The sequence below is a fragment of the Photobacterium carnosum genome, from assembly GCF_002849605.1.
Classification (GTDB): Bacteria; Pseudomonadota; Gammaproteobacteria; order Enterobacterales; family Vibrionaceae; genus Photobacterium; species Photobacterium carnosum.
The window spans coordinates 13613-37581 of record NZ_NPIB01000036.1; the positions used below are offsets into that span (position 1 = coordinate 13613).

General features: G+C 37.9%; 21 protein-coding genes and 8 tRNA genes. 15 read left to right on the forward strand and 14 right to left on the reverse strand.

Translation table 11 applies throughout. From position 1 onward, the window contains the following. Positions 1-94: 94 nt before the first annotated feature. From CIK00_RS19685 to CIK00_RS19700, 4 genes are all read right to left on the reverse strand, one after another. The gene (locus CIK00_RS19685; RefSeq protein WP_101770262.1) at positions 95-937 is read right to left on the reverse strand and encodes a helix-turn-helix transcriptional regulator; all 843 of its coding nucleotides are present in this window, start codon (positions 935-937) and stop codon (positions 95-97) included. Between the two features lie 273 nt (positions 938-1210). After that, positions 1211-1525 (reverse strand): PTS fructose-like transporter subunit IIB, encoded by a 315-nt coding sequence (locus tag CIK00_RS19690; RefSeq protein ID WP_101770263.1) that lies wholly within the window; start codon positions 1523-1525, stop codon positions 1211-1213. Positions 1526-1585: 60 nt separating this feature from the next. After that, positions 1586-2644 (reverse strand): PTS fructose transporter subunit EIIC, encoded by a 1059-nt coding sequence (locus CIK00_RS19695; RefSeq protein WP_045038524.1) that lies wholly within the window; start codon positions 2642-2644, stop codon positions 1586-1588. 326 nt (positions 2645-2970) lie between these two features. Further along, on the reverse strand, positions 2971-3750 hold the full coding sequence (locus tag CIK00_RS19700) for an AraC family transcriptional regulator (RefSeq protein WP_101770264.1): 780 nt from the start codon (positions 3748-3750) through the stop codon (positions 2971-2973). A 395-nt stretch (positions 3751-4145) separates the two neighbouring features. Between CIK00_RS19700 and CIK00_RS19705 the strand changes: the two genes are divergently transcribed. The 3 genes from CIK00_RS19705 to CIK00_RS19715 all read left to right on the forward strand — a co-directional run bounded on the left by CIK00_RS19705 (position 4146) and on the right by CIK00_RS19715 (position 6411). After that, positions 4146-4658 carry a hypothetical protein gene (locus tag CIK00_RS19705; RefSeq protein WP_101770265.1) on the forward strand — a complete coding sequence of 171 codons (513 nt, stop codon included), beginning with the start codon at positions 4146-4148 and terminating at the stop codon, positions 4656-4658. Between the two features lie 80 nt (positions 4659-4738). Then, a complete protein-coding gene (locus tag CIK00_RS19710; RefSeq protein ID WP_101770266.1) occupies positions 4739-5299 on the forward strand; it encodes a 3'-5' exonuclease in 561 nt (186 codons plus the stop codon). A gap of 221 nt (positions 5300-5520) precedes the next feature. After that, positions 5521-6411, forward strand: a complete 891-nt coding sequence (locus CIK00_RS19715) for a DMT family transporter (protein WP_101770267.1) — start codon at positions 5521-5523, stop codon at positions 6409-6411. A 93-nt stretch (positions 6412-6504) separates the two neighbouring features. Here CIK00_RS19715 and CIK00_RS19720 read toward each other — a convergent pair whose 3' ends face one another. Beyond that, the gene (locus CIK00_RS19720) at positions 6505-7764 is read right to left on the reverse strand and encodes an SLC5/6 family protein (RefSeq protein WP_101770280.1); all 1260 of its coding nucleotides are present in this window, start codon (positions 7762-7764) and stop codon (positions 6505-6507) included. A 600-nt stretch (positions 7765-8364) separates the two neighbouring features. Continuing rightward, positions 8365-9669, reverse strand: a complete 1305-nt coding sequence (locus tag CIK00_RS19725; protein ID WP_101770268.1) for an L-cysteine desulfidase family protein — start codon at positions 9667-9669, stop codon at positions 8365-8367. A 491-nt stretch (positions 9670-10160) separates the two neighbouring features. On the opposite strand from CIK00_RS19725, the gene CIK00_RS19730 reads away from it, so the two are divergent. After that, positions 10161-11519 (forward strand): NCS2 family permease, encoded by a 1359-nt coding sequence (locus CIK00_RS19730; RefSeq protein ID WP_101770269.1) that lies wholly within the window; start codon positions 10161-10163, stop codon positions 11517-11519. Positions 11520-12030: 511 nt separating this feature from the next. Beyond that, positions 12031-12210: a hypothetical protein gene (locus tag CIK00_RS19735; RefSeq protein ID WP_101770270.1), complete on the forward strand. Its 180-nt coding sequence runs from the start codon at positions 12031-12033 to the stop codon at positions 12208-12210. 129 nt (positions 12211-12339) lie between these two features. Here the strand turns inward: CIK00_RS19735 and CIK00_RS19740 are convergent, their stop codons facing one another. Beyond that, positions 12340-12585, reverse strand: a complete 246-nt coding sequence (locus CIK00_RS19740) for a Rho-binding antiterminator (RefSeq protein ID WP_101770271.1) — start codon at positions 12583-12585, stop codon at positions 12340-12342. Positions 12586-12807: 222 nt separating this feature from the next. Beyond that, complete coding sequence (bla, locus tag CIK00_RS19745) at positions 12808-13665, reverse strand: class A beta-lactamase (RefSeq protein ID WP_101770272.1); 858 nt, start codon at positions 13663-13665, stop codon at positions 12808-12810. A 289-nt stretch (positions 13666-13954) separates the two neighbouring features. On the opposite strand from bla, the gene CIK00_RS19750 reads away from it, so the two are divergent. The 8 genes from CIK00_RS19750 (at position 13955) to CIK00_RS19775 (ending at position 14982) form a co-directional block, all read left to right on the forward strand. Continuing rightward, a tRNA-Ser gene (locus CIK00_RS19750) sits at positions 13955-14045 on the forward strand. A 47-nt stretch (positions 14046-14092) separates the two neighbouring features. Beyond that, a tRNA-Thr gene (locus CIK00_RS19755) sits at positions 14093-14168 on the forward strand. Between the two features lie 9 nt (positions 14169-14177). Beyond that, a tRNA-Tyr gene (locus tag CIK00_RS19760) sits at positions 14178-14262 on the forward strand. 19 nt (positions 14263-14281) lie between these two features. Continuing rightward, positions 14282-14356, forward strand: a tRNA-Gly gene (locus CIK00_RS19765). A 6-nt stretch (positions 14357-14362) separates the two neighbouring features. Next, positions 14363-14438: transfer RNA gene (locus tag CIK00_RS19770), tRNA-Asn, on the forward strand. A gap of 93 nt (positions 14439-14531) precedes the next feature. Next, positions 14532-14623: transfer RNA gene (locus tag CIK00_RS21380), tRNA-Asn, on the forward strand. A 99-nt stretch (positions 14624-14722) separates the two neighbouring features. After that, a tRNA-Asn gene (locus CIK00_RS21385) sits at positions 14723-14814 on the forward strand. 77 nt (positions 14815-14891) lie between these two features. Beyond that, positions 14892-14982, forward strand: a tRNA-Asn gene (locus CIK00_RS19775). Between the two features lie 250 nt (positions 14983-15232). On the opposite strand, the gene CIK00_RS19780 is transcribed toward CIK00_RS19775, so the two are convergent. Genes CIK00_RS19780 through CIK00_RS19790 form a run of 3 tightly spaced genes read right to left on the reverse strand, consistent with a single transcriptional unit; the run spans position 15233 to position 17858 of the window. Beyond that, positions 15233-16495, reverse strand: a complete 1263-nt coding sequence (locus CIK00_RS19780; protein ID WP_101770281.1) for an MFS transporter — start codon at positions 16493-16495, stop codon at positions 15233-15235. Between the two features lie 19 nt (positions 16496-16514). Further along, positions 16515-16889 (reverse strand): RidA family protein, encoded by a 375-nt coding sequence (locus CIK00_RS19785; protein ID WP_101770273.1) that lies wholly within the window; start codon positions 16887-16889, stop codon positions 16515-16517. A 9-nt stretch (positions 16890-16898) separates the two neighbouring features. Continuing rightward, positions 16899-17858 carry a sugar phosphate isomerase/epimerase family protein gene (locus CIK00_RS19790; protein ID WP_101770274.1) on the reverse strand — a complete coding sequence of 320 codons (960 nt, stop codon included), beginning with the start codon at positions 17856-17858 and terminating at the stop codon, positions 16899-16901. Positions 17859-18053: 195 nt separating this feature from the next. Between CIK00_RS19790 and CIK00_RS19795 the strand changes: the two genes are divergently transcribed. Further along, positions 18054-18743: a helix-turn-helix transcriptional regulator gene (locus CIK00_RS19795; protein ID WP_101770275.1), complete on the forward strand. Its 690-nt coding sequence runs from the start codon at positions 18054-18056 to the stop codon at positions 18741-18743. An 89-nt stretch (positions 18744-18832) separates the two neighbouring features. Next, complete coding sequence (locus tag CIK00_RS21205; RefSeq protein WP_144043190.1) at positions 18833-19081, forward strand: hypothetical protein; 249 nt, start codon at positions 18833-18835, stop codon at positions 19079-19081. Between the two features lie 175 nt (positions 19082-19256). On the opposite strand, the gene CIK00_RS19800 is transcribed toward CIK00_RS21205, so the two are convergent. The 3 genes from CIK00_RS19800 to CIK00_RS19810 all read right to left on the reverse strand — a co-directional run bounded on the left by CIK00_RS19800 (position 19257) and on the right by CIK00_RS19810 (position 23728). Next, positions 19257-22421 (reverse strand): chitinase N-terminal domain-containing protein, encoded by a 3165-nt coding sequence (locus CIK00_RS19800; RefSeq protein ID WP_101770276.1) that lies wholly within the window; start codon positions 22419-22421, stop codon positions 19257-19259. Positions 22422-23020: 599 nt separating this feature from the next. Further along, positions 23021-23155 carry a hypothetical protein gene (locus CIK00_RS21640; protein ID WP_267893092.1) on the reverse strand — a complete coding sequence of 45 codons (135 nt, stop codon included), beginning with the start codon at positions 23153-23155 and terminating at the stop codon, positions 23021-23023. A gap of 171 nt (positions 23156-23326) precedes the next feature. After that, positions 23327-23728 carry a hypothetical protein gene (locus CIK00_RS19810; RefSeq protein ID WP_144043191.1) on the reverse strand — a complete coding sequence of 134 codons (402 nt, stop codon included), beginning with the start codon at positions 23726-23728 and terminating at the stop codon, positions 23327-23329. Positions 23729-23969: the final 241 nt, after the last annotated feature.

Here is a 23969-nt window from a genome sequence, read left to right on the forward strand (position 1 = left end):
CATTAAAATAACAGCATATTAAGCTTATTAGTTGTAATGGGTATATATAAAAACAGAATATAAACATTCACTTATTTATACTATATAGGCATCGTTAATGAACCCGATATTCTGTGGGTGTTTTACCTGTTTTACGTTTAAACACACGACAAAAATAATTAGAATCATGATAACCGCAACGATTTGCCACTTCTTCTAAACGGAAATTGTAGCGTTTTAGCATGAATTTTGCCCGCTCTAAACGTACCCACGCGATATAATCAGCAAACCGCATATGACCTTCTTGACGAAACAAACGTGATAGATGATTTGGTGAAATATTAAACCGTTCTGCTACGGTGTTACGGTTGATATTACGATGAAAATTTTCTTGAACGTAAATACAAATGCCTTTGAATAAATCTTGGCTGCGGCGGGTGCAGTCAGTGGTTGGCATTTCAAGCATATCTTTGCAGTAGCATAGTAGTGCCATTAATAAAAATTTATCAGCTGGCTGTCTTTTCTTTTCGTGGGTCAAACTTGATAATGCATTGAGAATATGATCGATAGCATGGCTGCTACGCTGTGGCACACTGTATTTCTGAACATCATAAAAACCGTCTTCATTTTCACGTTTGCTGACCAAACTAAAACCAAGCTGACTTTTACCAAATAATAAACTTAATACTGAACATTCGTGTTGCCAGTCGGGTTTATTCCAAGCGTTGGCTGGAATGAATAATGCTTCGCCGACACCTAATGTAATATTAGTAACATCTGATTGTTGGTTATCAAAGGTATTGGCATAACGGCCTTTAAAGACCAGTTCAAGCCGTGGAAAGTTAACTTGATAGCTTGATTCTAGCGGTGGTAACGAGTCCCCTGCAAACCAAATGTTATTTAAAGATTCAAAATCAGAAATGGCACTATCAAGCAAATCAATGAAAATATCATGCATGTCTTGCGTCTACTTATTGTTATTTTTTATGGGCGTGGACTAACTAATAGAGACCACTAAATGTCCCCTATGTGTGAATGTGCACATTATCATTTAGCTGGTAATGGGATGCGATATAATGCTGTGGGAAGTGTTATCTTGATACCAGTTTATTTTGGCGATGTGGCTGTTTTAGCTGTTATATAAAAAGCCACCTTAAATAATGTGATCTAAGGTGGCTTTGTTTGAGGGGGAAATCATCTGGCATTCATTTAATTGTGCCGGATGGCGCGATTAAGCTTGAGCTAAATGCGCTTCAATTTTATCCATGATTTGTGGTGCTTTCTTTACTGCGTCTGCAACACCGACACGTACAATCTTCTTACCAGCGAAACGCTCTTCGTTTTTAATTGCGATGTCTTTGGTTAGGATAATAATATCAGCGTCAGCAACGTCACTCATGGTGATTTCGTTTTCAATACCGATAGAACCTTGGGTTTCAACTTTAACATCCCAGCCTTTCGCTTTTGCTGCGATTTCTAAAGCTTCAGCTGCCATGTATGTATGTGCAACACCTGATGGGCAAGAAGTGATAGCTAATAATTTCATGTGAATCTCCAAATTTGTTATTTAATGCGATAAACGCGTTGATAAATGAATGCGATGTTATTAATCAAAACTTAGGTCTAGGTCGTCAGAAGCTGCGGTTGGCGCTTTTTCTTCTTGACGGTCTGCGATAGGTTTCTTAAGGAAGTTAACCATTAAGGCTGTTGTTACCGAGCCTGCAATAATGGCGACTACGTAGAAGATACGACCATCAACAACGGGTAGGACAATCAGACCGCCCCAAGGTGCGTGGTTTAGGACACCGAATAAGAATGCGATGACGTTACCGACGATACCACCCACCACGATTGACGGGATTACACGGACTGGATCAGAGGCTGCGAATGGGATTGCACCTTCAGTGATACCGATACAACCCATGATGCCAGCGGCTTTACCTGCTTCACGCTCTTCATCAGAGTAACGCTTAGGAGATAAAAGAGTAGCAAGGAACATACCTAGTGGTGGTACACAGATAGCAACACCCACGCCACCCATTAACCAAGGTTGAGTACCAACTTGTGTTTGAGCGAATAAGGTTGCTACTTTATTGATTGGGCCACCCATATCAAAGGCTGTCATACCGCCTAGAATTACACCCAAGAATGCTTTAGATGTACCCGCCATGCCTTGAAGCCAAGTGTTCATGCCTTCCATTGCCATTGCAATTGGTGCACCAATAACCCAGATAACAAGACCTGAAACAATAAACGTGCCACCAATAGGAAGAATGAAATAGGTTGAGATGGCTTTTAGTTTATTTGATAACGGAATACGTTTTAGTTGTAGTACGACGTAACCCGCAATGAAACCAACAATGATGGCCCCGATGAAACCCGCGTTAACTTGGTTAGCAAGGTAAGCACCAATCATACCCGGTGCAAGTGCTGGGCGGTCAGCGATAGAGTAAGCAATGTAGCCACCTAACACTGGTACGAATAATGTGAAACCTGCGATACCCATGTCCCAAAGGCCTTCAAGGAAAACACCTTGAGGAACTGCGCCTTTACCACCTAGCATTACTGATAATGCAAGTAATACACCACCAGCAACAACGAAAGGTAACATGTGACTGGTACCTGTTAATAGGTGCCGTTTTAGTTGCGACAATTGGTTTTTCATAAGAATAACTCCATTTCGTTATGATAAATTTGGCCACGTACAAGGACAAGAACATAACAGGTTTAAGATGGCGGTAAGCCGTTTTGTTGGGGCTATTATGTGCGGCTAAAACAATTATCGGTATGGGATAAAGGGTGCATTTACTGGACATTTGTAACCAGCCAAATGAGTTGTGATTTAACTCTCAGGTTGGCTATAGGGATAAGGAGATCTAGCGCACAGAACGGGCGCTAATGGTGTTTATTTTTGATTGCAGTAATAAGAAAAGCACTTTATATGGGGAATTATAGGGTGCTTGGGCGCTATAAGTGCTCGACGAAGGTGGATTAATCTAGCCGTAAGCGATATTGATCTGGCGTGGCACCTGCATATTTTTTAAATAACGTAATAAAGGGCGAGGCTTGGTGATAACCCAAGGTTAATGCGGTTTCATTGACGGACATACCTTGGCGCAGTAAATGGAGTGAATAGATAAATTTACGTCGTTGTCGCCACTCAGTAAAACTGATTCCCAATTTATTTTTATAATGGCGAGCCAATGTTCGTTCTGTTGTATGCAGTAGCTGTGCCCATTGGGTGAGTGACAGATTATTGATTGGGTTATGTTCTAGTTCAACTAAAATTGGCTGTAATAGCTTATCTTCGCTGGTGGGTAGAAATTGGTCGTGTTCTTTACATAATAGTACTTGATCAAATAGTACGGTGATTAAGCGCTTATCTTGTTCTGTTGTTGCAACCATAATCTGGCGTTGACGTAAATCCTCGATAATGGCAGTTATCACGTCGGTGACTTCAAGTAAGCATGGATAAGCGGGAAGCTGATCAGATAACGGCGCGCAAATGTTCATTGAACAATAATTAAGACTACGACGAATATAGCTTTTATGTTCGATCTTTGCAGGGATCCACAACGCATAACGAGGGGGCGCTAAAAAGCGATTATTGTGGGTGCTGAGTTCAATAATACCGTTGGTAACAAGGTGAAGCTGTCCCCAATAATGGATATGACTCAAGGTACTAGTATCGGGTTCAAATATCTCATGAACAAAAAATATATCATCAGGTGGGTTATTATTGTCAATAATTGGGTTGTAAATAGTTGTCATAATCAGATCTAAACAGTATTACGAATTTAAGAGTATACCAGTCAATAAGTAGAATAGATGCAATGGGTTATATATATACTTTTATTGGTGATATTGAATTAAAGAAGGTTTTATCGAAAATTTTGACTGATACATGGCGAAGTTAAACACCAGATATAATTTTTGCGGGAGCGTAAATAGTTTGAAAGCAATATCGCTTTAATTTCTATTTGTCTTCGTTGTAATATCATTCAAATTTAATGTGAAGTGATATAGCGTGATGATGAAAAAACATAAGCAATAGCAGAAGGTAAGTTGGTACATTAGTATTTCTATCGGGTGTTAATTGATTTTTAATTGGATGTAGCCATACTCATTTATATTCAAATCTTACATCCACAAAAAAGACAATAATTATGATTAAAAAACGATATATTTATAGCATCATCAGCATTGGATTATGCCTTTCACTCATAGGATGCTATTCAAGCGAACAATCAAAATCCTCTCCATCATCGGTAGTCGCTAATTCACAAAATAACAATCACAGCCAACGACTACATCTCAATACCGTTATCTTACCAGTAAATATTCAAACGTATCGTCAAGCCATGATTAATTACAGTCAAGTTGGCGGCATAAATCCTTTTAATAACTCTCCGTTTGTCGTTAAAAAACTACCAAAAACAATAAAGCCAAGCTTACAAAATAATATTCAATTTGTTATTGATTCAGTTATCTCTCCGACATATTTATCTGCGGGAAAAATCACATACTTATTAGTAAAAAACCATATTGCTTATATTGAATTAGAAATGAATAATGATGGGTGGGCTGGAGTCTCTTCTACAATCGCAGTAATTAACCCCTTAGTGGTTAAAAATTTGCTTCGCGATCCAAATATCCATCAAGTCATATTTCATAAATAATCTCACGAGGAAGGATGAACCGATAGTGACAAAATGGTATTATCTGCGCCCGTTTTACTCCGTGACTCTTGGATAACTTAATGAATTTTGATCGTATTGTCTGTTTTGACCTCGAAATGTGCTGCTGGAATGATGGCCGTACATCGCGAACTGGTGAAATCATCGAAATTGGAGTGGCGGAACTGGATTTAAATACGGGCCGTATTGTGCGACGTGCGCAACATTATGTAAAACCTGTACATGATGAAATTTCGCCGTTTTGTACTGAATTAACGGGTATTAAGCCAGATCTTATTGAGAAAAATGGTAAACCATTAGAGACTATTTTACGTTCGATTGAACAAAAATTTGGTGGTCGGCATAAAATTTATGCAGCTTGGGGCCATGATGATCGTATTTTAAAGAAAGAATGTGATGCTAAAGAATTAAAAGTACTCTTTCGTGAGTATTTGAATTTAGCGACGCTTTTTAAATTACAACGTCATGTTACCAATAAACGCTTAGGGCAACGCGCCGCAATGGAAATTGCAGGTGTAACTTGGGAAGGGCGTCAGCATTCAGGTTATGTTGATGCTTATAATCTTGCTCGATTAGCGGCAACCATGTTCTGTGAACAAGACGTATTAACGACCGATAAATAGTCATTTTTTATTTTTAAAATAGTATTTTAGACCCTAAACATATTACTTATAACTAAAGAGTAAGATGATTAGGGTTTTTTATTATTTTAATTAATAAATGTCCGACTAAGCGTTTTTTATGTCTGATTACAGATATATATTTCTCATAGGAAGTGACAGAATGGCGGCGTTCTTTATTTCAATGGCTTTTATTGAAATAACTGTTTTATCTAAGGCCGACAATGTTCTATTTATTACCTTTTTTTACTGTTGCAATCTGGGCAGGGAATGCCATTGTCAATAAAATGGCATTCAGTGTTATCGATCCTGGCGCCATTTCATTTTATCGTTGGTTTTTTGCTTTGATCGCGCTAACCCCTTTTTTAATTAAGTCTGTGTGGCGTGAACGAGTCATTATTAAACCGTATTTAAGTAAGTTAGCTTTTTTAGCCTTACTGGGCATGGTACTTAATCAATCACTAGGGTATTTTGCTGCTGCAACCACGAGTGCGACCAATATTGCATTGATTATTTCGTTAGTGCCATTAGTGAGTATGTTTTTAAGTGTGCCATTACTTGGTCAGCGTTTATCACCTTTCGCTCTTATTGGTGCGGTTTTATCATTAAGTGGATTGGTATTGATGTTAAGCCATGGCCATATCACTAATTTGATCAGTCAGGGCATTAAACAAGGTGATGGTTTAATGCTGCTTGCTGCTGTGGTGTATGCATTATATTGCGTGTTACTTAAGCGCTGGAAAATGCCGATATCAAATTGGCACTCAGTGTATGTGCAGTGCTTATTTGCGGTGGCGATGTTAACCCCATTATTATTAACCAGTCATCGTATGGCGATTACTGCTGCCGCTGCTCCGTTAATTCTGTATGCGGCATTATTAGCTTCAGTATTAGCGCCATGGTTATGGATGCAAAGTATTGAACGTTTAGGTGCAGATAGAACGGCAATGTTTATGAACCTATTACCTATTATGGCTGCAGGTATTGCGAGTGTGATGTTAGGTGAGCAGTTACATAGCTATCATTATATTGGTGGCGTTATGGTGTTATCTGGTGTGGCATTGGCACAGAAACGTGCGAAAGCGAAGAAACAAATTGATGCAGTTACCGCTTAATCTGTATTGACCGGTGTTGCTCTGTATAAATATAAAGAAAAACGCCGCAATTATTATAATTGCGGCGTTTTTTTATTTAAATAAAACTGTTTTTTAAACAAAAGCTAGTAATGGTGAAATACACAGTAAAATACCAGTCACTATAATAAGGTTAGTTGCTGTGCCTTTATATTTGTGCAAATGAGGTACTTGATAGACTAAATACGCTGGAATTAAGCAGCCTACAATACCGAATATAGGAGAACAAATAGATGTGAATGATAGGATCGGTAGGTTTAAAGCAACAGCGCCCCACGCAACCAGAATGATAAATACAGTCGTAATTTTATCGACAAGCTCACGGCTAATCTTGCTGGTTTCAAATTTACGTTCTAATACATTCATAGCTAAACCACGGCAGGCTTCTTTAAAGGCCAGAAACACCCCAAAGAATGATGTTACTACTGCAAATATATTGATCACGATACCGACAATTGTTGCAGAGCTACCAGGGAAGTAATGCGCAATCATTGCAAGTGCTGAAATATTCAGTCCCATGGCGTGTTTCGCTTCAGCTTGGTTAATAGCGAAAGTAAACGACACCGCAAAGAAAAATACGATAACAAATAAAATAGTAAAGGCGATTTTCATTGCGCGGGTTGCTTTATAGCGTGCTACTTCAATCGATTTTTCATGTGAGCGGTAAGAAATAACCATTGGGCTCAATGATTGAATAAATAGAATCGATGTAAGAGTAAATGGCAATGTAATAATGGCATTTTTAAGCATTAACCCCCAATTTTCAACTGGGGTAACATTAGCAAGACTCCACTGTGGGACTAATAAAACCCCCATAACAGCAACTAAAATCAGTACTGTAACCGCCATAAAGCCAGATATTTTAAATAAGAACTTTTCACTTTTAGAGCCGATATAACTTAATAAGCTAATCAGTGCTAAGCCATAAAAAACATTATCATTAAGATGGGTTTTCGTTATACCAAAAGAATATAAATAAGAGGCACTATCATTGGTGACAGTCAAAGAATAAACTAATACCCAAATTACTAGCATTAAGAAATATAATATACCTAATGCAATTCCCCAGTTTTTACCTAAATAACCAGAAATAACCCCAGGGTAATCGGTACATTTTTTTGATTCAGCTAATGTATTAATAAATAGTTTTTGGAATAAATACATTGCAGGGTAACCAATCACGGCTGAAAGTAAAAATACCCATAATCCCATAACGCCAACTTGAACCGGTAAGAATACGATACCCGCACCAACGGCCATACCAATGCTCATCACAATCCAACCGATGTCGATATTGTCAAATTTGATCGCTTGTTGCCATTGTTCTTTGCTCATATTAGCTCGAACATGTAGGGGCGTTTTCTCTGTAGTTGGAGATATATTGACTGTTTGGTTCATATCAATTTCAGCCTTGAATAGTTAACCAAAACACCGTGTTTGGCTTATTATTTTGAAGCCAGCATTGCCGACCTTGTTTGCGTTTTGTTAGAAATATAAAGTAGTCAAACTATAACCAAATAGCAGTAAAAAAGAGTGTGGTTTGCTCGTGAAATATGCTTTAAGTTTATGTTTTTTAAATATTTTAGAACCACGTATCAAAAATGGTCGCGAAGCATAAAACACACAAAATGTCAGAATGACAAAGTGTAGGATCGTACGATTATTATTGATGTAGATGGCGGTTTTTCTAATAGTGTTTACGCTGTTTATGAGAGGATTATTGCGCTAATGACGTGTTTTTTAAATAACTAGAGGTAATTACATATAGCTAAAAGGAATATTGATAAGGAGATAAATGCGGTTTTAACTGTTTTTTGCTGAGGATTATCGAAATAAGACAATATAATCCTCTAGATAAACATAAAAAAGCAAACAAGTTATCTGACTTTTTCTATAAATCTAGAGGAGTTCGCCACTACATTAGAGAATGTATGGTTATTTATTAATCATGATATCAAGGATTTGAATATCTGTTTGTGTCATTGAACCGTTAGCTAATGCTGAAAGATTGCGGATAGTGCTGTCAACGTCATGTGCAACAATTCCTTCATTTCCTGTAACACCGAGGCCATCTAATGCCATTAATGCAGATTTGATTGCCGAGCCTGCTGATGATGAGACTTTCATTGCACAACTGGTTTTTGCACCATCACAGATCATACCTGCGATATCACCAATCATACTATTGATTGCTGCGCTGATTTGCTGAATATTACCACCAAGTAACCATGTCATACCTGCAACTGCACCCATTGATGCAGTCGTTGCACCACATAGTGCGGATAATTTGTTTTGATGACTTTTAATATAAATCGCCATTAAATGTGACAACATTAATGCACGGATAAGTTGTTCTTCATCCGCTTTAATAAATTCAGCGACAACAACGACAGGCATCGTTGCTGCTATACCTTGATTACCTGAACCTGAATTACTCATAGCAGGTTTCATCGCGCCGCCCATTCGTGCATCTGAAGCGGCAGCCGTACGTAGTAATACGTCAGTCAATAATCCAGCAGAAAGCAAGCCACGTTCAATATTACGTTGGAAAGTAGCACCCACTTGTAGACCATAGTTACCTTGTAGGCCTTCAATCGAAAGGGCGTTGTTAAGTTGGTAAGCTTGCTCAATAAAGTGAATATCAGCTAAAGGTGCTTGGGTTGCGAAGTCAAAAATATCTTGCGCACATGCATTAATAAAAGGATTACTATTTTCGGCTTGTTGGGCTGTTTGAGTGGTATTTTTAGGATTGGCAATATAAGTCGTTATGCCATCTTCTTCAATCGCCAGTATATGAGTATGACTATCGGCAATAGTGACACTTGCTGAATGATGATCTGTTAATACTGTTACTTTGGCGTACAGAATATTACTGACATTAGCCACACTAACAGAGACTAATTTTTTATCGATCATTGCTTTTGCGATAGCAACATCTTCGGTAGTTAAATTTTTAAGCACTTCTAACTGGGCTTGGCAATCACCTGCGACTGCACCTGTTGCAGCTGCGACTTCTAGACCCACCATTCCCGTTCCAGGTACGGTTACACCCATGCCATTTTTCATTAAATTAGCAGAAACGAGAACGTTAATAGCGGTAATATCTTGATGTTTTATATTAAGCTTATTGACGGCAATGGCTGCGGCTAGTGCAACAGATACTGGCTCTGTACAACCTAATGCAGGTACAACGTCGCGTTTTACAACATCAATAAATGCAGGCCAAAGTGTGTTTTTCATTGCAATCACCTAGTGCTTTATATTAAAGCATCAAAAGTTACAGATAAAACTAATTGAAATCACTGTAGAGCAAATAATTAGCTAACATTCTCTTTCAGTTCGTAATGATGAGTATACGTCTAGTCGTAAAGAAAAAAATCATATAATCATTACTTATAAAAAGGATATATAGAATATTTTTCTATTAAAAAATCAGTTATTAGGTTTTTGTTATACTCGTCACAATTTTTATAGGAATATTTTTTAATTGTGATGATGAGTTTTTTTTATGATGTTAGTGGGGGCTTTATTTTTTTGAGTAAAAAAGTAGTTTATGGTGGCGGTGATGGTTGCTTTCTAGGTATCATATTTAGGTAAAGATCACATAAAGGTTGAAGGTAAAATCGCTTCAACCTTTTCTTTTTTAAAAAAAGTAAACGTTTGCGTTGGCTATATTGATTATTTATAGCCAATAAGAACGGATTAAAATCAGAAAATTATAGGAAGACATCATGTCTGCTGACAGTACACCTAATACCCAAAGTTCATCAACTCGCGGTTTAGATCGTTATTTTCAAATATCTGAGCGTGGCAGTAGTGTTAAACAAGAGATTATTGCTGGGTTAACAACTTTTTTAGCCATGGTATATTCAGTCATTGTTGTACCAAGCATGTTAGGTGCCGCTGGTTTTAATCAAAGTGCAGTATTTATCGCAACTTGTTTAGTTGCTGCATTTGGTTCATTACTGATGGGCTTATGGGCTCGATTACCAATGGCTATTGGCTGTGCTATATCACTCACGGCATTTACGGCTTTTAGTTTAGTGCTTGGGCAAGGGGTCAGTATTCCCGTTGCTCTTGGTGCTGTATTTTTAATGGGGGTCTTATTTACTCTGATCACCGTGACTGGCATTCGTGGTTGGATCATGAGAAACATGCCAACAGGGATCGCACATGGTACGGGTATCGGTATTGGATTGTTCTTATTATTGATTGCCGCCAATGGTGTTGGTTTAGTGATTAAAAATCCACAAGCGGGTTTACCGGTCGCTTTCGGTCATTTTATGTCATTACCCGTGATTATGTCATTAGTAGGATTAGCGGCAATTCTAGGACTTGAAAAACGTCGTGTGCCTGGTGGTATTCTCTTGGTGATTGTTGCTATTTCAGTGTTTGGTCTGATATTTGATCCTAATGTGAAATACCATGGCTTCTTTGCGCTGCCGACATTTGGTGGTGAAGGTTCTTTAATTGGTTCTCTGGATATTATGGGCGCGCTTAATCCAGTGATCTTGCCGACAGTGCTTGCGTTAGTGATGACGGCTATTTTTGATGCGACAGGTACGATTCGTGCAGTCGCAGGTCAGGCTAATTTATTGACTGAACGCGGTAATATTATTAGTGGCGGTAAAGCATTAACTGCCGATTCCGTTAGTAGTATTTTTGCAGGCTTTGTCGGTGGTTCACCTGCCGCTGTTTATATTGAATCTGCGGCGGGTACTGCGGCTGGCGGTAAAACAGGTTTAACAGCAACAACGGTTGGGTTGTTGTTTGTGGTGATGTTATTTTTAGCGCCATTAAGTTATTTGGTTCCTGCTTACGCAACGGCTCCTGCATTAATGTATGTTGGTTTATTGATGTTAAGTAATGTTAGCAAGCTAGACATGAACGATTCTGTTGATGCGTTATCTGGGTTGTTATGTGCTGTTTTTATTGTGCTAACGGGCAATATTGTTACGGGCATTATGCTTGGCTTTGTGAGTTTAGTGATTGGACGCGTGGTATCAGGTGATTTTAAACGTTTAAACATCGGCACGGTAATTATCGCAATCGCATTAGTTGCGTTTTACGCGGGTGGTTGGGCTATTTAACCGAATCCTAATTGCTAGTTAGTTATTATTAACCCGCGTATTAAACGCGGGTTTTTTTATGTTTAATATAATAGGTATCATTTGTTAATCCATCATCGGAATGGTTGTTAAGTGCTCTTTTTTATCAGTTTTGATAAGTTGTATTGATCAAAAATGGAAACTTGCTTTACGCGATTTACATTTTGTATCTGTTGAATAATTAATGAATAAATTATCGAAATATAGATACAGTGATAAAATAGCATTATTCAATGCTATTTAAATGATTATTTATATTTAAAATCAATTAATTACGATTAGTTATTTATGGTGTGATTTAATCACGAATATAAAATATTATGAGAATTTTCGCTTTTTTAGGACAGTGATTTTTAATTCATTCTATTTGTGTATCTAACGTTGCAATTTACATGGGATGACAATTAATTTAATGCTGGTAGATTCTAAAAGAAGACGAGGTACCTTAGGGTTTTGTCATTATTTTATTATTTATTAGACGTTGAGATTAATCATGAAAGTTATTATCGAAATTTTAGAATCAGGCAAATACCGCGATCAAGCTTGGGAAGGTACTTTTTTATCAGTTAAAGGTGAGTTACGTGCTGTAACACCGTCTTATGCAGCTCAATTGATTGGTCAAGCAAAAGCAGCACTTTATCTTGATGACAACGGGGAAATGAAGTTTGCATAATTACCTATATGGTAGCAATAATTAGAAATGGCGTTTCTATTAGCTAAAATAGAAACGCCATTTTTGTTTTAAGCAATAAATATGAATATCAATAGCATTTACAATGTAAATTTATTATTAATCAAGTGGTTATTTGAAATTTATCGTATCAAAATATGGGTTTGCTATTATTGCTGTCATAGACAAAAGATCATCTAATACGACTAATTGTTGCTGATGATTAATAACTAATACAATACACTCTTCACGGTTTTGATTATAAAACGTATCGTGTGCAATACCGATAAGATGGCTACCGTCATTCAACGTTAGATCAATGTTCAAATGATGCATACACGCTATTTCGATATAATCATGTTGGTGACAACTTAACATATTGTTATCCTTATATAATTCATGATGATATAAAGTAATGACATCAAAAAGTCAGTGCAATAGATTTAAAATGTTATGGATAAAAGTTAGCAGCATCTCAAAAAAATTCATTAGACCTGCAATAGATAAATACATTTGATATCTAATCTGAAAGTAATGCTATAAACAATAGCCAAAGAGGCATCTAAAAAGATCCCTCTTTGTTATATCATTTTATGGTATTTATTTTAAATGCGTAAAAATCAATTGCCCAATTTTTGCTATCGTCGTATTAAGATCAGCCATTGGTTTTCCTGTTTGAGCTAAATAAATACTGATCATGATGGGCTGTTTACCTTGTTGCCATACTGCCGCTGTAATTCCTCGTGAGCCATAGTTACTATCGTAACCTGAACGATCGGCAATATACCAACCCGCGGGTAAGGCGGCGCGTAATAATGGATCAGAGACTTTATTGTCCATCATCCATTGTTTTAATTGTATCCGTGCTGTTTCAGATAGCGTATGACCATAGAGTAAATTGTATAAGGTTGAATTCATAGCGATAGGGGTGGTGGTGTCACGCAGTTCAGCCTTACTGACATTATTCACTTCAGGTTCAATACGATCAAGACGGGTCGTTTTATCATCAAGCGTACCGATAAATTGAGTGACACTTTGAGGACCACCAATATTATTAAGTACCAGATTAGCAGCCGTGTTATCACTGGTTAGCATGGTTGCATTACAGAGTTGAGCCAAGGTCATGCTTGTACCAACACGATCGGCGGTTACTGGCGCATAGCTTAAAATATCACTTTGGTTGATCATGATTGGCTGGTTTAAGTCAACACGCTTAGTATCTGCTTGATGTAATAAGTCAGCACAGGCTAAGGTTTTAAAAGTACTCATCATTGGAACTCGTTGTTCACCATGGTAACTCCAGCTTGTATTAGTATTGGCGTTATAGACCGCTACCGCGACAGTGCCTCCAAGGTGTTGCTCAATGTTGGTCAGCTCGGGGGTAATTTGGCTAATTTGTGCTGATGCTAAATGACTAACAGAGAGTAACAAGGTACTGACGAAAATACGTAGCTTCATAGAGAGAGCCTTTGCGTAAATAATTAATTGCTAAATTTTACGGATATTATCGCTAATGTCTTCGTTAAATTGTTAAATATTGTAAATAGACTTATTGCGATAGTGATATTTAAATAAAATAATGCAATTAATAGATATTAATAGTTCAAGTTATATCATTAGTAACAGTTCAATTGTGCACAATTAACACACCAATCAATAACTTTTCGCTTAATAAATAGCTAGTTAGATTTTTTTTGTGTTTTTTTGCTTTACAGCGGAAGGGCTGCGCTATATTATACGCGGCATTGGAGAGATGGCTGAGCGGTTGAAAGCACTGGTCTTGAAAACCAGCATACGTTTATAGCGTATCTAGGGTTCAAATCCCTATCTCTCCGCCAAATTTAATTGTTGAGTTTCGACTTAGCAATAAAACAGAAATTAGTGTGCCGACTTAGCTCAGTAGGTAGAGCAACTGACTTGTAATCAGTAGGTCACCAGTTCGACTCCGGTAGTCGGCACCATTAAATTTCGGTGGGATTCCCGAGTGGCCAAAGGGAGCAGATTGTAAATCTGCCGGCATCGCCTTCGAAGGTTCGAATCCTTCTCCCACCACCATAATTTGTAAAGATACATCGCAGGTATCGTATAATGGCTATTACTCCAGCCTTCCAAGCTTGAGATGCGGGTTCGATTCCCGCTACCTGCTCCAAACAATTCCCTCTTAGTTCAGTTGGTAGAACGCCGGACTGTTAATCCGTATGTCACTGGTTCAAGTCCAGTAGAGGGAGCCAAATAGAAAAGCCCGCAAGCAATTGCGGGCTTTTTTACGTCTGAAGAAAATAACAGGTGATGTGGGTTCGATTCCCGTTGTCTACTCCAAACAATTCCCTCTTAGCTCAATTGGTTCCTTTTTATTAGAAGCTTGGCGGACTATTAATCCGTGTATCACTGGTTCAAGTCCAGTAGAGTGAAGCCAAATAGAAAAGCCCGCAAGCAATTGCGGGCTTTTTTACGCTTGAAATTCAGTAAAAATAGCTTTCGAGAGTGCAGGGTACTGGATCTTATCACCATATAATTCCCTCTTAGTTCAGTTGGTTTCTTTTTATTAGAAGCTTGGCGAACTGTTAATCCGTGTATCACTGGTTCAAGTCCAGTAGAGTGAAGCCAAATAGAAAAGCCCGCAAGCAATTGCGGGCTTTTTTACGTCTGGAGAAAAGTGAGTCAGGTTCCTGATTCCAAACAATTCCTTCTTAGTTCAGTTGGTGCATCTTTATTGGGAAGATTAGCGGACTGTTAATCCGTGTATCACGGGTTCAAGTCCAGTAGAAGGAGCCAAATAGAGAAGCCCGCAAGCAATTGCGGGCTTTTTTATGTCTGGATAAAAGTGACAGTTTATTTTGGGGGCTACAAATTTTGTAGTCATTACAGATGTTATGTAAAATGGGTGGGGAAGTTCGTCGATATAGGATGATATTAAAATAAGGTAGGGTGTTTTATATTTCTACTTTGTTACTTATATATATACTTCATCACACACTTACTTTTAAAGGGCCACAAAGGCCCTTTATTTAAAATAACTAATTTATTACCTGTCAGTTAGCTCAAGTTCATCTTGAGTTAATTTTTGGTTTTTCAGACGATGAGCTAGAGTTGATGCACATATAAATCCGCAAAAGCTAAATATGACCATGATGGTAAATACATAATTATAACCTTGAATACCTTCAAAGTTGTCCAATAAGTAACCATAAAGAGCGTAAGCAAACATCGATGGCATGTAACCAATAATGCAACCAAACGCCATTGCTGATCCTGCATATTGCCGAGGTGTGCCTATTTCATCCATTGGTGCAAAGAAGATTGCACGCTGCGAGAATATGATTGCACCAAAACCAAGTGTTGCAGTCATCCCTAAATATACATTCATTGATTCATGCGGTAATTGGATGAATCCAATCATAGCTATAGCTGAAATCAGAAATGTCCACTTTAGGTATATTGTTGGTGACTTCGCAACTTTATCCGCAAGGAAGCCACCTAACGGCCCACCTATCATTTTTAAGCCATATTGGTTAACGATACCGTAAGCACCAATTAGAGCGACAGGAAGAGCATAGATGTCTTTTAGGAATGGGATGAAATAAGTAAGGCCACAATATGCGGAATAGACAAAAAATATACCAAATGAGGCTAACCATAAATTAGGACATTTGATAACATTCTTAATTCCTGTAAATACTTGTGTATTTGCATCTGTGGAATCTGTAGCTTTAACTTCATCATCATTATCAACGATGAAGTAAGTGATGATACCTACAGCGATAGTAATCAGCGTATAGTAAATTAAGCCAGCTTGCATGCCTGTTTTACCCTCACCAAATTGAACAAATACGAACAGTGCACCAGATGCAATGATGACATCAACAATGCCTCTACCTGCCTCAAGGAAACCAAACATACGTCCCTGTTCTTGTTTTGTCCCCAACAAGCGTACTGCTTTAAGTAATACTGGCCAGTATACAACTTCTCCAAAGAATGCCATTCCTCCAAACGCAATCAAGTAACCAGTGAATGGAGGTAAGGTACTTAGATAGGCACCACAAACACCAACGCCAATCAGTCCAACAGGAAGTAAAATTTTCTTAGAAAAACGATCTGCAATATAAAGAGAAAGAAATAATCCTACAGTTTGAATGATAGCGTAGACTGTAAATCCGAAGCCAATTTGAGTATTCGTTAATCCCCAATCCTGTTGCATTGGTACATAGAATACGTCTTTCATACTGGATAGTTTGAAAATCGTACCGCCACCTAAAATAAGGAAGCAAAGTCGTATCCATTTATTCATTAACATATAGACCTCTTAATTATTTTAAGTTAACTATTGCTTCGACTTCAATCAACACGTCTTTAGGCAATCTAGCTACTTCCACACAAGAGCGGGCAGGAAAAGATCCATTAAAATATGACGCGTAGATTTCATTGAACTCGGAAAAATTATTCATATCGCTAATAAAGCATGTGGTTTTAACGACTTTACTCATATTAGAACCCGATGCTTCAACTATGGCTTTTAAGTTATCTAATGCTTGTTTTGACTGTTCTATAATAGTTTGAGAAGAGACAGATCCATCTTCAGGTAAAAATGGGCAGCAACCTGAAACAAATAACAAATTTCCAGCGACTATAGCTTGTGAATAAGGGCCTATCGCTTTTGGTGCGTTTATAGTTGAAATAATCATTATTCTCTCTTATTTACAGTATTTATTTCGAAGTTTTTTCATTACTGCCACTGAATGTTTAACACCTTCAATTTGAGCGTCAATTAGTGTTTCTAAAGCAAGCTGTGATATTTTATGAGGATAGTAGTAGTCCATTGGTTTGATTAATTCAGGATCAAAAGGTGGTTCTTTTACCTCAAATGCCCCGGTTAACTTGAAGACTCCTCCTGTACCTTTTTCTCTCGAAAAAGATGCGCAGTATGGATAACATATTTCGATATTTATTCTTGTAATTGAAGAATGTTCAACTAGTTGTGCAAAACATTCGTCAATATCTATTGATCCTTCTCCAATCGGAACACCACACACCACAGGTTCATCGTTATGCATAGTAACGATGTGATCTTTAAAATGGGTACTGATTGTATAAGGAGCTAATTTATGGACAGCCTCAATAGGATCTTCCCAAGTCATCATACTGTTGCCAATATCACAATGCGCACCAAACCAAACTGAATCAACAGCTTCAATAATTTCTATAATATTATCTGATGTTTCATGTTCATGGTTTTCAAGTGATAATTTTATTCTATGTTTTTTTAGTACCGGAATAATTTGCTTTATATCTTCGATGATCGGTTGTAAATTAAGAGGATCGAAATCATCAACTTTAATGTATGTCCGTATAACATCTGCTCCAATCCCATTCGCGATCTCAATCGATTTCATCAAAGAAGCTTGATTTGTCCATCGAGTATCTAATTCACAATAAAGATTACGTGATTGAATCGCGTTTTTAACACGAGCAAGATACGTGGGATCATCACTATCTAAAACACCAAACTGTGGATGAAGGTTATGATCAGGAATAATGTTAATTTCAACACCATCTAAGCCAAGTTTCCATGTCTGCTCAATAAAATCAAAAATATCCATTCGTTTATGCTGAAATAGCAAATGATAGGACTCTGTCTCTAAACCTAGCTTCATATTTAATCCCTCAATGTGTAAGACTATGGGTAATGTAGCCACTTAGTCATAAAAAATATGTGACACAATCCTTAAAATGGACGCAAAGTAAAAAATAAATTTACTATTTAAATATTTAATTTACTTTGTAGTCGTGGGGTTTCCTATTTATAATAGGAAATGTAAATATTAGTTTTTTTATAAAAGGAGGGCATTATGATAGGCGTTTTACATAAAATATTTACTGAAGACGATCGGGTAATTCTTCGTTCGCAAATACCATTTATTGATTGCTTAGGTGCTATGTTTGGGGATAATTGTGAGATAGTACTTCATAGTTTTGAAAATCTTCATTCCTCGGTTATCCACATAATAAATGGACATATTACTGACCGCAAAATTGGAGCCCCAGTCACTAATATTGCACTGGAAAAGCTATCTGAATTCAAAAAAACAAATGAAAAATGGGATGTATATTTTTCAAATGCAAGCAAGGACAATAAAGCGTTCAAGTCTTCATCGACCCTAATCACCAACAAGGATAACATTCCAATTGGCATGATTTGTATGAACTACTCACTTGATGTTTCTCTGCATTCTCTAATGAAGAACTTTTTTGAACCAGTAAATAGAAAAAATGAGAGTTTCTCTCAGGATGTAAACAATCTGATAACTAGTCATCTCGAACCAATTAGGAATAATGTTTATACTAACAGTGAAATATCAAGCAAAAATAAGGTTCAAGAAATTATAAAACAATTAAATGATATTGATTTATTTGAGCTACCAATAACCAATAAGATTGTAAGTCACGAACTCGGAATAAGCTCTGCAACCATCTACAAACATCTGAGGTCATTGAAAAAAAATAAAGAAAAAGAGCCTGGTGTAGTTAAACCTATTTAAGATTGATATCTTTTAAAATTATCACCGCCCTTCGTTATTAATGTTAAACATAGGACAGCCATCTCTTTACTTTAAAAACTCAGCACACTGTGAGTAGATTTCTTATCGCTATCACAAGTATTTTCTATTTATTTGGAATGGCAGTATCTAAGCAAAAAATTATGGGTGTCCAGTCTTTCGTCTTTATCACTGAAGAAAGCCTAGCGAATCAAGTTAAAGCGGAAGATGAGCAAGAAGTCGTGGCTGAAATAGCAGAGTTACTGGGAGAAGGTGGTGATGTGGTTGTCTTTGAATATAAAATCGAACGACAAAGTTGTACTGATTGCAACGTTGGTTAAATGTCACATTAAGCGTAATTATTACACTTAAACATGTTTGTCATACCTAACATGATGATCTATTTATTTAATACTCGAACTCTTTAGTTGGTTTCGTCAACGTTGTAACTGAACCAAAAAATGCCAGTGGGATCCCACTGGCATGTTAGAGGTTATGTGATCAACCAATCAGCGGTTATAGCTGTTCTGTTTTCATCACACTGCTTATCCCGTTAGATAGGCTGAAACTTAATGTTCCGAGTGTTAAATCATATCCGCTGAGATCTACACTGCCGCCTGTAGCATTAATGCTGAGTGCTTGGCGTGAACCGTCTGCTTTGATGTGAACTACTGTTAACCACGGATACTTAACGTGGTTCCAGATGACTTCGCTACCTGATAGCTCCACAGTGTTAGTTCGTGGAGACTGGTCTATCGTTTTTGTTTTTTGCTCTTTCAAGCCCTTTATTTCTATCGTTACTTCATGCTCGCCTTCAAACATTTTAATGGCATTGATATGTGCCGAAGCCGGAATTTGTAAGCTGAAGGTCTTCTTATCGCTATGATCGATCTCATTGAAATGTACGGGATACATCACTGCGCCATCGGTCGTATTGATCAAAATGGTGAATGTAGAGTTACTCGTGCCATTGTCTTCATACATAGTGTTATCAGACATAATTACGGGGTCAAGCCACACTTTACCATCAACGATTTCACCAGAAATCATCAGTGTTGGTTCTGTCGTTTGAAGCAGGTTTGTTGTGGTGTTAGAGAACCACGATTTTGCATTGATGTGGCTAGCCACTTTGCTGTAGTTGTACTGGGTAAAGCGATCACCGGTACAGTAATTCATGACATCTGAATCGGAATGGATTGATGGATCCTTTGGTGATATCACGTTGTTGTTAGTACGATCAAACAAGGGCGATGGACTGTGTTTCCCTTGGTCTACACCTTCCCATGCGTCTGAGTTCCAGAATGCTTCAGATGAAGTTTTACCACAGCCTGGAGCATGGTTAAGACCAAAGTTGTGTCCTAACTCATGCACGAATACTGAACGTAAGTAGGGTGGACAAGATGCATCACGACCGACAGCAGACGTTCCACCGACAAAGGCTAAGCCGACGGTACCATAGCATCCGCCCGGAACAAGGCCATAGAAGTAGGAGAGGCCATCAGTTTCCAGTTTGCGGATTTTCTCCACGATATCTAAGGATTGGTTCAATACTGAAGGGGTTTCTACTGATTCACGTACCGAGATGTTGACGGTCGATAATGGATAGGCTTGTTTGATCGTATCACTAAATGCATCAATGTCTGGTGCTAGTGCTTCACTGCGATCGTTATAACCAGGAACTAGCTTCAGGTTTAACGTGGAGTGAATATTGACTTTCGGCATGGTTGTCATCGACAGACCAGTATCGGTACTGATGTTCATTACCATATTGTTGTCAATGAAAGTTCGGGCGGTTTGTTCATCAATGATGCTATAACATGTTTCTGCACGATCATAGCTTGGAGCATCAAACGGACCGACTTTGGCTTCTGTAGGACACGTCATTGCAGTGGTCATTGTTTGACCGTTTGCAGAAAGTGTCATATTAACCGCTGGCATGGTTGTGTCAGAAGCATCCTGAGCGTACAAGTAGGCACGTACCATGGTTTTGGCTTTTGGTGCGATAATTTGGTGTTCAGATCGAGGAGATAGCAGCGTTGACTGACCAATTTCGACGTTTTGCAACACAACAGATTGTTGATGTGCATTGACACGAACAGTATAAGTAATCGGTGTAGCGACGTCATAGTATTCAGGATTAGCCTGTACTGTGATGATACTTTCGCCCTCGGCCTGTGGGATGAGTTTGCCGTTTTTACTAATAGTCACTACCTTTTCATTCGAAGAGGTCATGATGTATGAAGACGTAATAATTTCTTTACCATCAGCCACACGATGTAATAGCGGCATCGACAGATAGAAATCAGTTTGTGTCGGGTGCAAGGTGATCTGTTGTGGAACAAGTGACGTTAAGGTGGCAGGCGTTAAACAGTCAAGGACAGCAACAACATTTTGGCCTTGTGTCCGTTTATAGTTGTGTGAGTCTGATTGACAGATCTGACCGTTTGTTGGTTGGCGATTAATCTGTACCCAATACTTACCGCCATCGTTTTGGCTAAAGTAAATCCCTCGGCCGTAATCATAAATACCTTTTTTTGAATAAGATTTGTTTTCGCTGAATATTTGGTTGCTGGTGTATTGGCTACGAATGTTCACACCGACAGAATTGGTATTCGGATCAATATTTTTAACATTGATGGCTAGTTTATCCATCGCTGAGGTATGTACATCAGCAGTTTGGCTTGGCACAGAACAACCTGTGTCATTACAGGCGGCAACGGCGTACTGGTATTGGGTATTTTGTGTTACACCAGTGGCTGCTGTGTCGACAAAGCTGACATCCGTCAGATCATCGGCAATGATTTCCCCATTACGGAATACTTGATAATGTGTTGCGCCAGAAGTGACATTCCAGTTAACAATATTGGTACGTGTACCGTTATTAATCAGTGATGGAGGAGGGGGTGTATTAGGGATAACCTCTGGCGTCGGTAGCGTTTCAATTGCTAATGTTGCACTTTTTTCTTCTGCACAACCATATTGGTTACAAGCTTCAATTTGGTAGCTATAACGGGTTTCTGAGGACAGGCTAATATCCTTGAAAGTTAAGCTTTTGGTAGCAGAACTTTGAGCAACCATCATACCATCGCGGTAGATTTTATAGAGATCTGCTTTTTCTACCTTATCCCATGTCAGAGTGGCGGTATCATGCGTTGCCTCGAGAAGAGAAAGAGAGGCAGGAGAATGTGACGGCAGCAGGTTGCTATTCCATGCACAGGATGCTGTTTCAATTATCACGCGAGTATCAGCATCTAATTGAGTGGCCGCTGGCATATACTCAATTAAACAACCATTACCATAGTCGTAATTACCGAATTGGGTGTTAACAATCACAACACCTAAGTCATTCCATGTTAGTTCCCATTCCGGTGGAATAAAGTCAAAAACATTACGGAAGCTAGATTCGTCGGTAAATGAACTCGGGAAATCAAACAACAAATAGTTATCACTATTTAAGCGGTAGCGCGTATTGTTAATTTCAATATAACGTTGTTTATCTTCACCAACAATTATGTTGTTACTATTTTCAGCCAGCGATTTAATATCGTTGAGCTTGTTTTGAATTTTCTGGTAAATATTTTGTGATGTTTGTTCAAAATAAGGGGTATTGGTCTTAGCGTGTGCTTGACCTGTCATGGCTAGTGCAGACATGACTAGCACTGATAATATTTTTATTTTCATGTGATTATACTTTCTTGAAAGTTAAATTATGCTTTTGCAATATGTTAAGTGTTCAAGTTAATGTATACAAGTTAAACTTATGACTACTACAATATTTAATGATGGTTGTGTGAGCTTAATGAATTTGCACTAATATCGCGCATTATCATCGGTGTTCGTAAGAATCTTCCTGAAACAGTAATTTCCCCTAAAAAAGCATTACAAATAAGCTTTAATATAACGTTACTATTTTGTTAACTTATTACCCGAGCCTAAATTATCACTTTGGGTGATTTTCGTAAGCTAATCACAAAAAAACAGGGTTATTCATCAGGTTATAAATTTGGTAGTCATTACAGATGTTATGTGAAATGGGTGCCTAAAATTCATCGAAATGGGTCGGCTACGCGACACATATCCTTATCTGTTATGTTTAACGAAACCTAGTAAGAAGAGCCAAACCAGCCAAGGTCAAAGTTCCTAAAACTCCGAGGGCTGCACCTTTCGCAAAGCCAGCTTCGTGACCTCTTGAATAGCCTTTTTCTTCCCCTGCAGTGTACACTTTAAAGTCCTCACTTCGTTCACTGGCAAAAATATAGTCTTTATATTCTTACGCCATTTCAAGCTTTTCCATAAGACGCTCTAGTAATTGCTTTGCAAGCCTCGGCTGTAAATCGATTCAGTTCAGCAAATTCCTTTAATTTATTATCATCTTTAAGAATTCCTTGTGCATTTTCGTATATATTATTTTTCATGAGATCTTCCTGTTGGTAAAAAATCAAGTAACGCCCTGTTAAGGTGTGAGCAACGCAATACAAAAGCCTCCGCACACCACCTTAAACACTAAACGCAACGCATAGTAAAAATGCCACGCGTTGCGAATCACTCTTGAACAGTTTGTTAGCTGCAGCCTAATAAGCGTCTTGCTACAATATTCTAGTTGGGTCTTTTAGAATTAATTCAACAATCTGAGTCACTAATGGAAACAAGCTATAATAAAGAACTCCATCCTCAAAACTCTCACTTTTGTGAAATAATTTATTTCGAGTATCAGTAATTCTCTTAATCATTGCATAATCAACATCTCTTTCGCCTGCTACGCTGCTAACTTTATATATTCCCAACTCACGAATTAAATCAAATAATTTTTCGTTTCTGAATTTAGCAGTGCGATTCAAGGAACTTAGTAAAAGACTTTTCTTTGGACCTAAAAATTCATTGGCTAAATTTCTAATTTTCTCTTCCTCTATGTCAGTGAACATATTTCCAGCAGGAAACATTCGAGAATAAAGTTCACAGCCTTCAAGGATTTCCAATACTAAGAACAAGTGAAAGAACTTTGACTTACTACTCTCTGCTTTTAACCCATTATGATAATGACTAATAAACTCATTATCATTAACCTGAGAAAAATCAAAGTCAGAGAACTTTACGTGCGTTATTGTTGTGGCTTAATGAACTTGTACACCTAAATAGGATAAAATACTCTTAATATCAAAATGGTGTACATAATGAAAAAAGCTCGAACAACTTATTCAGTCGCATTCAAACACGATGCTGCTAATTTAG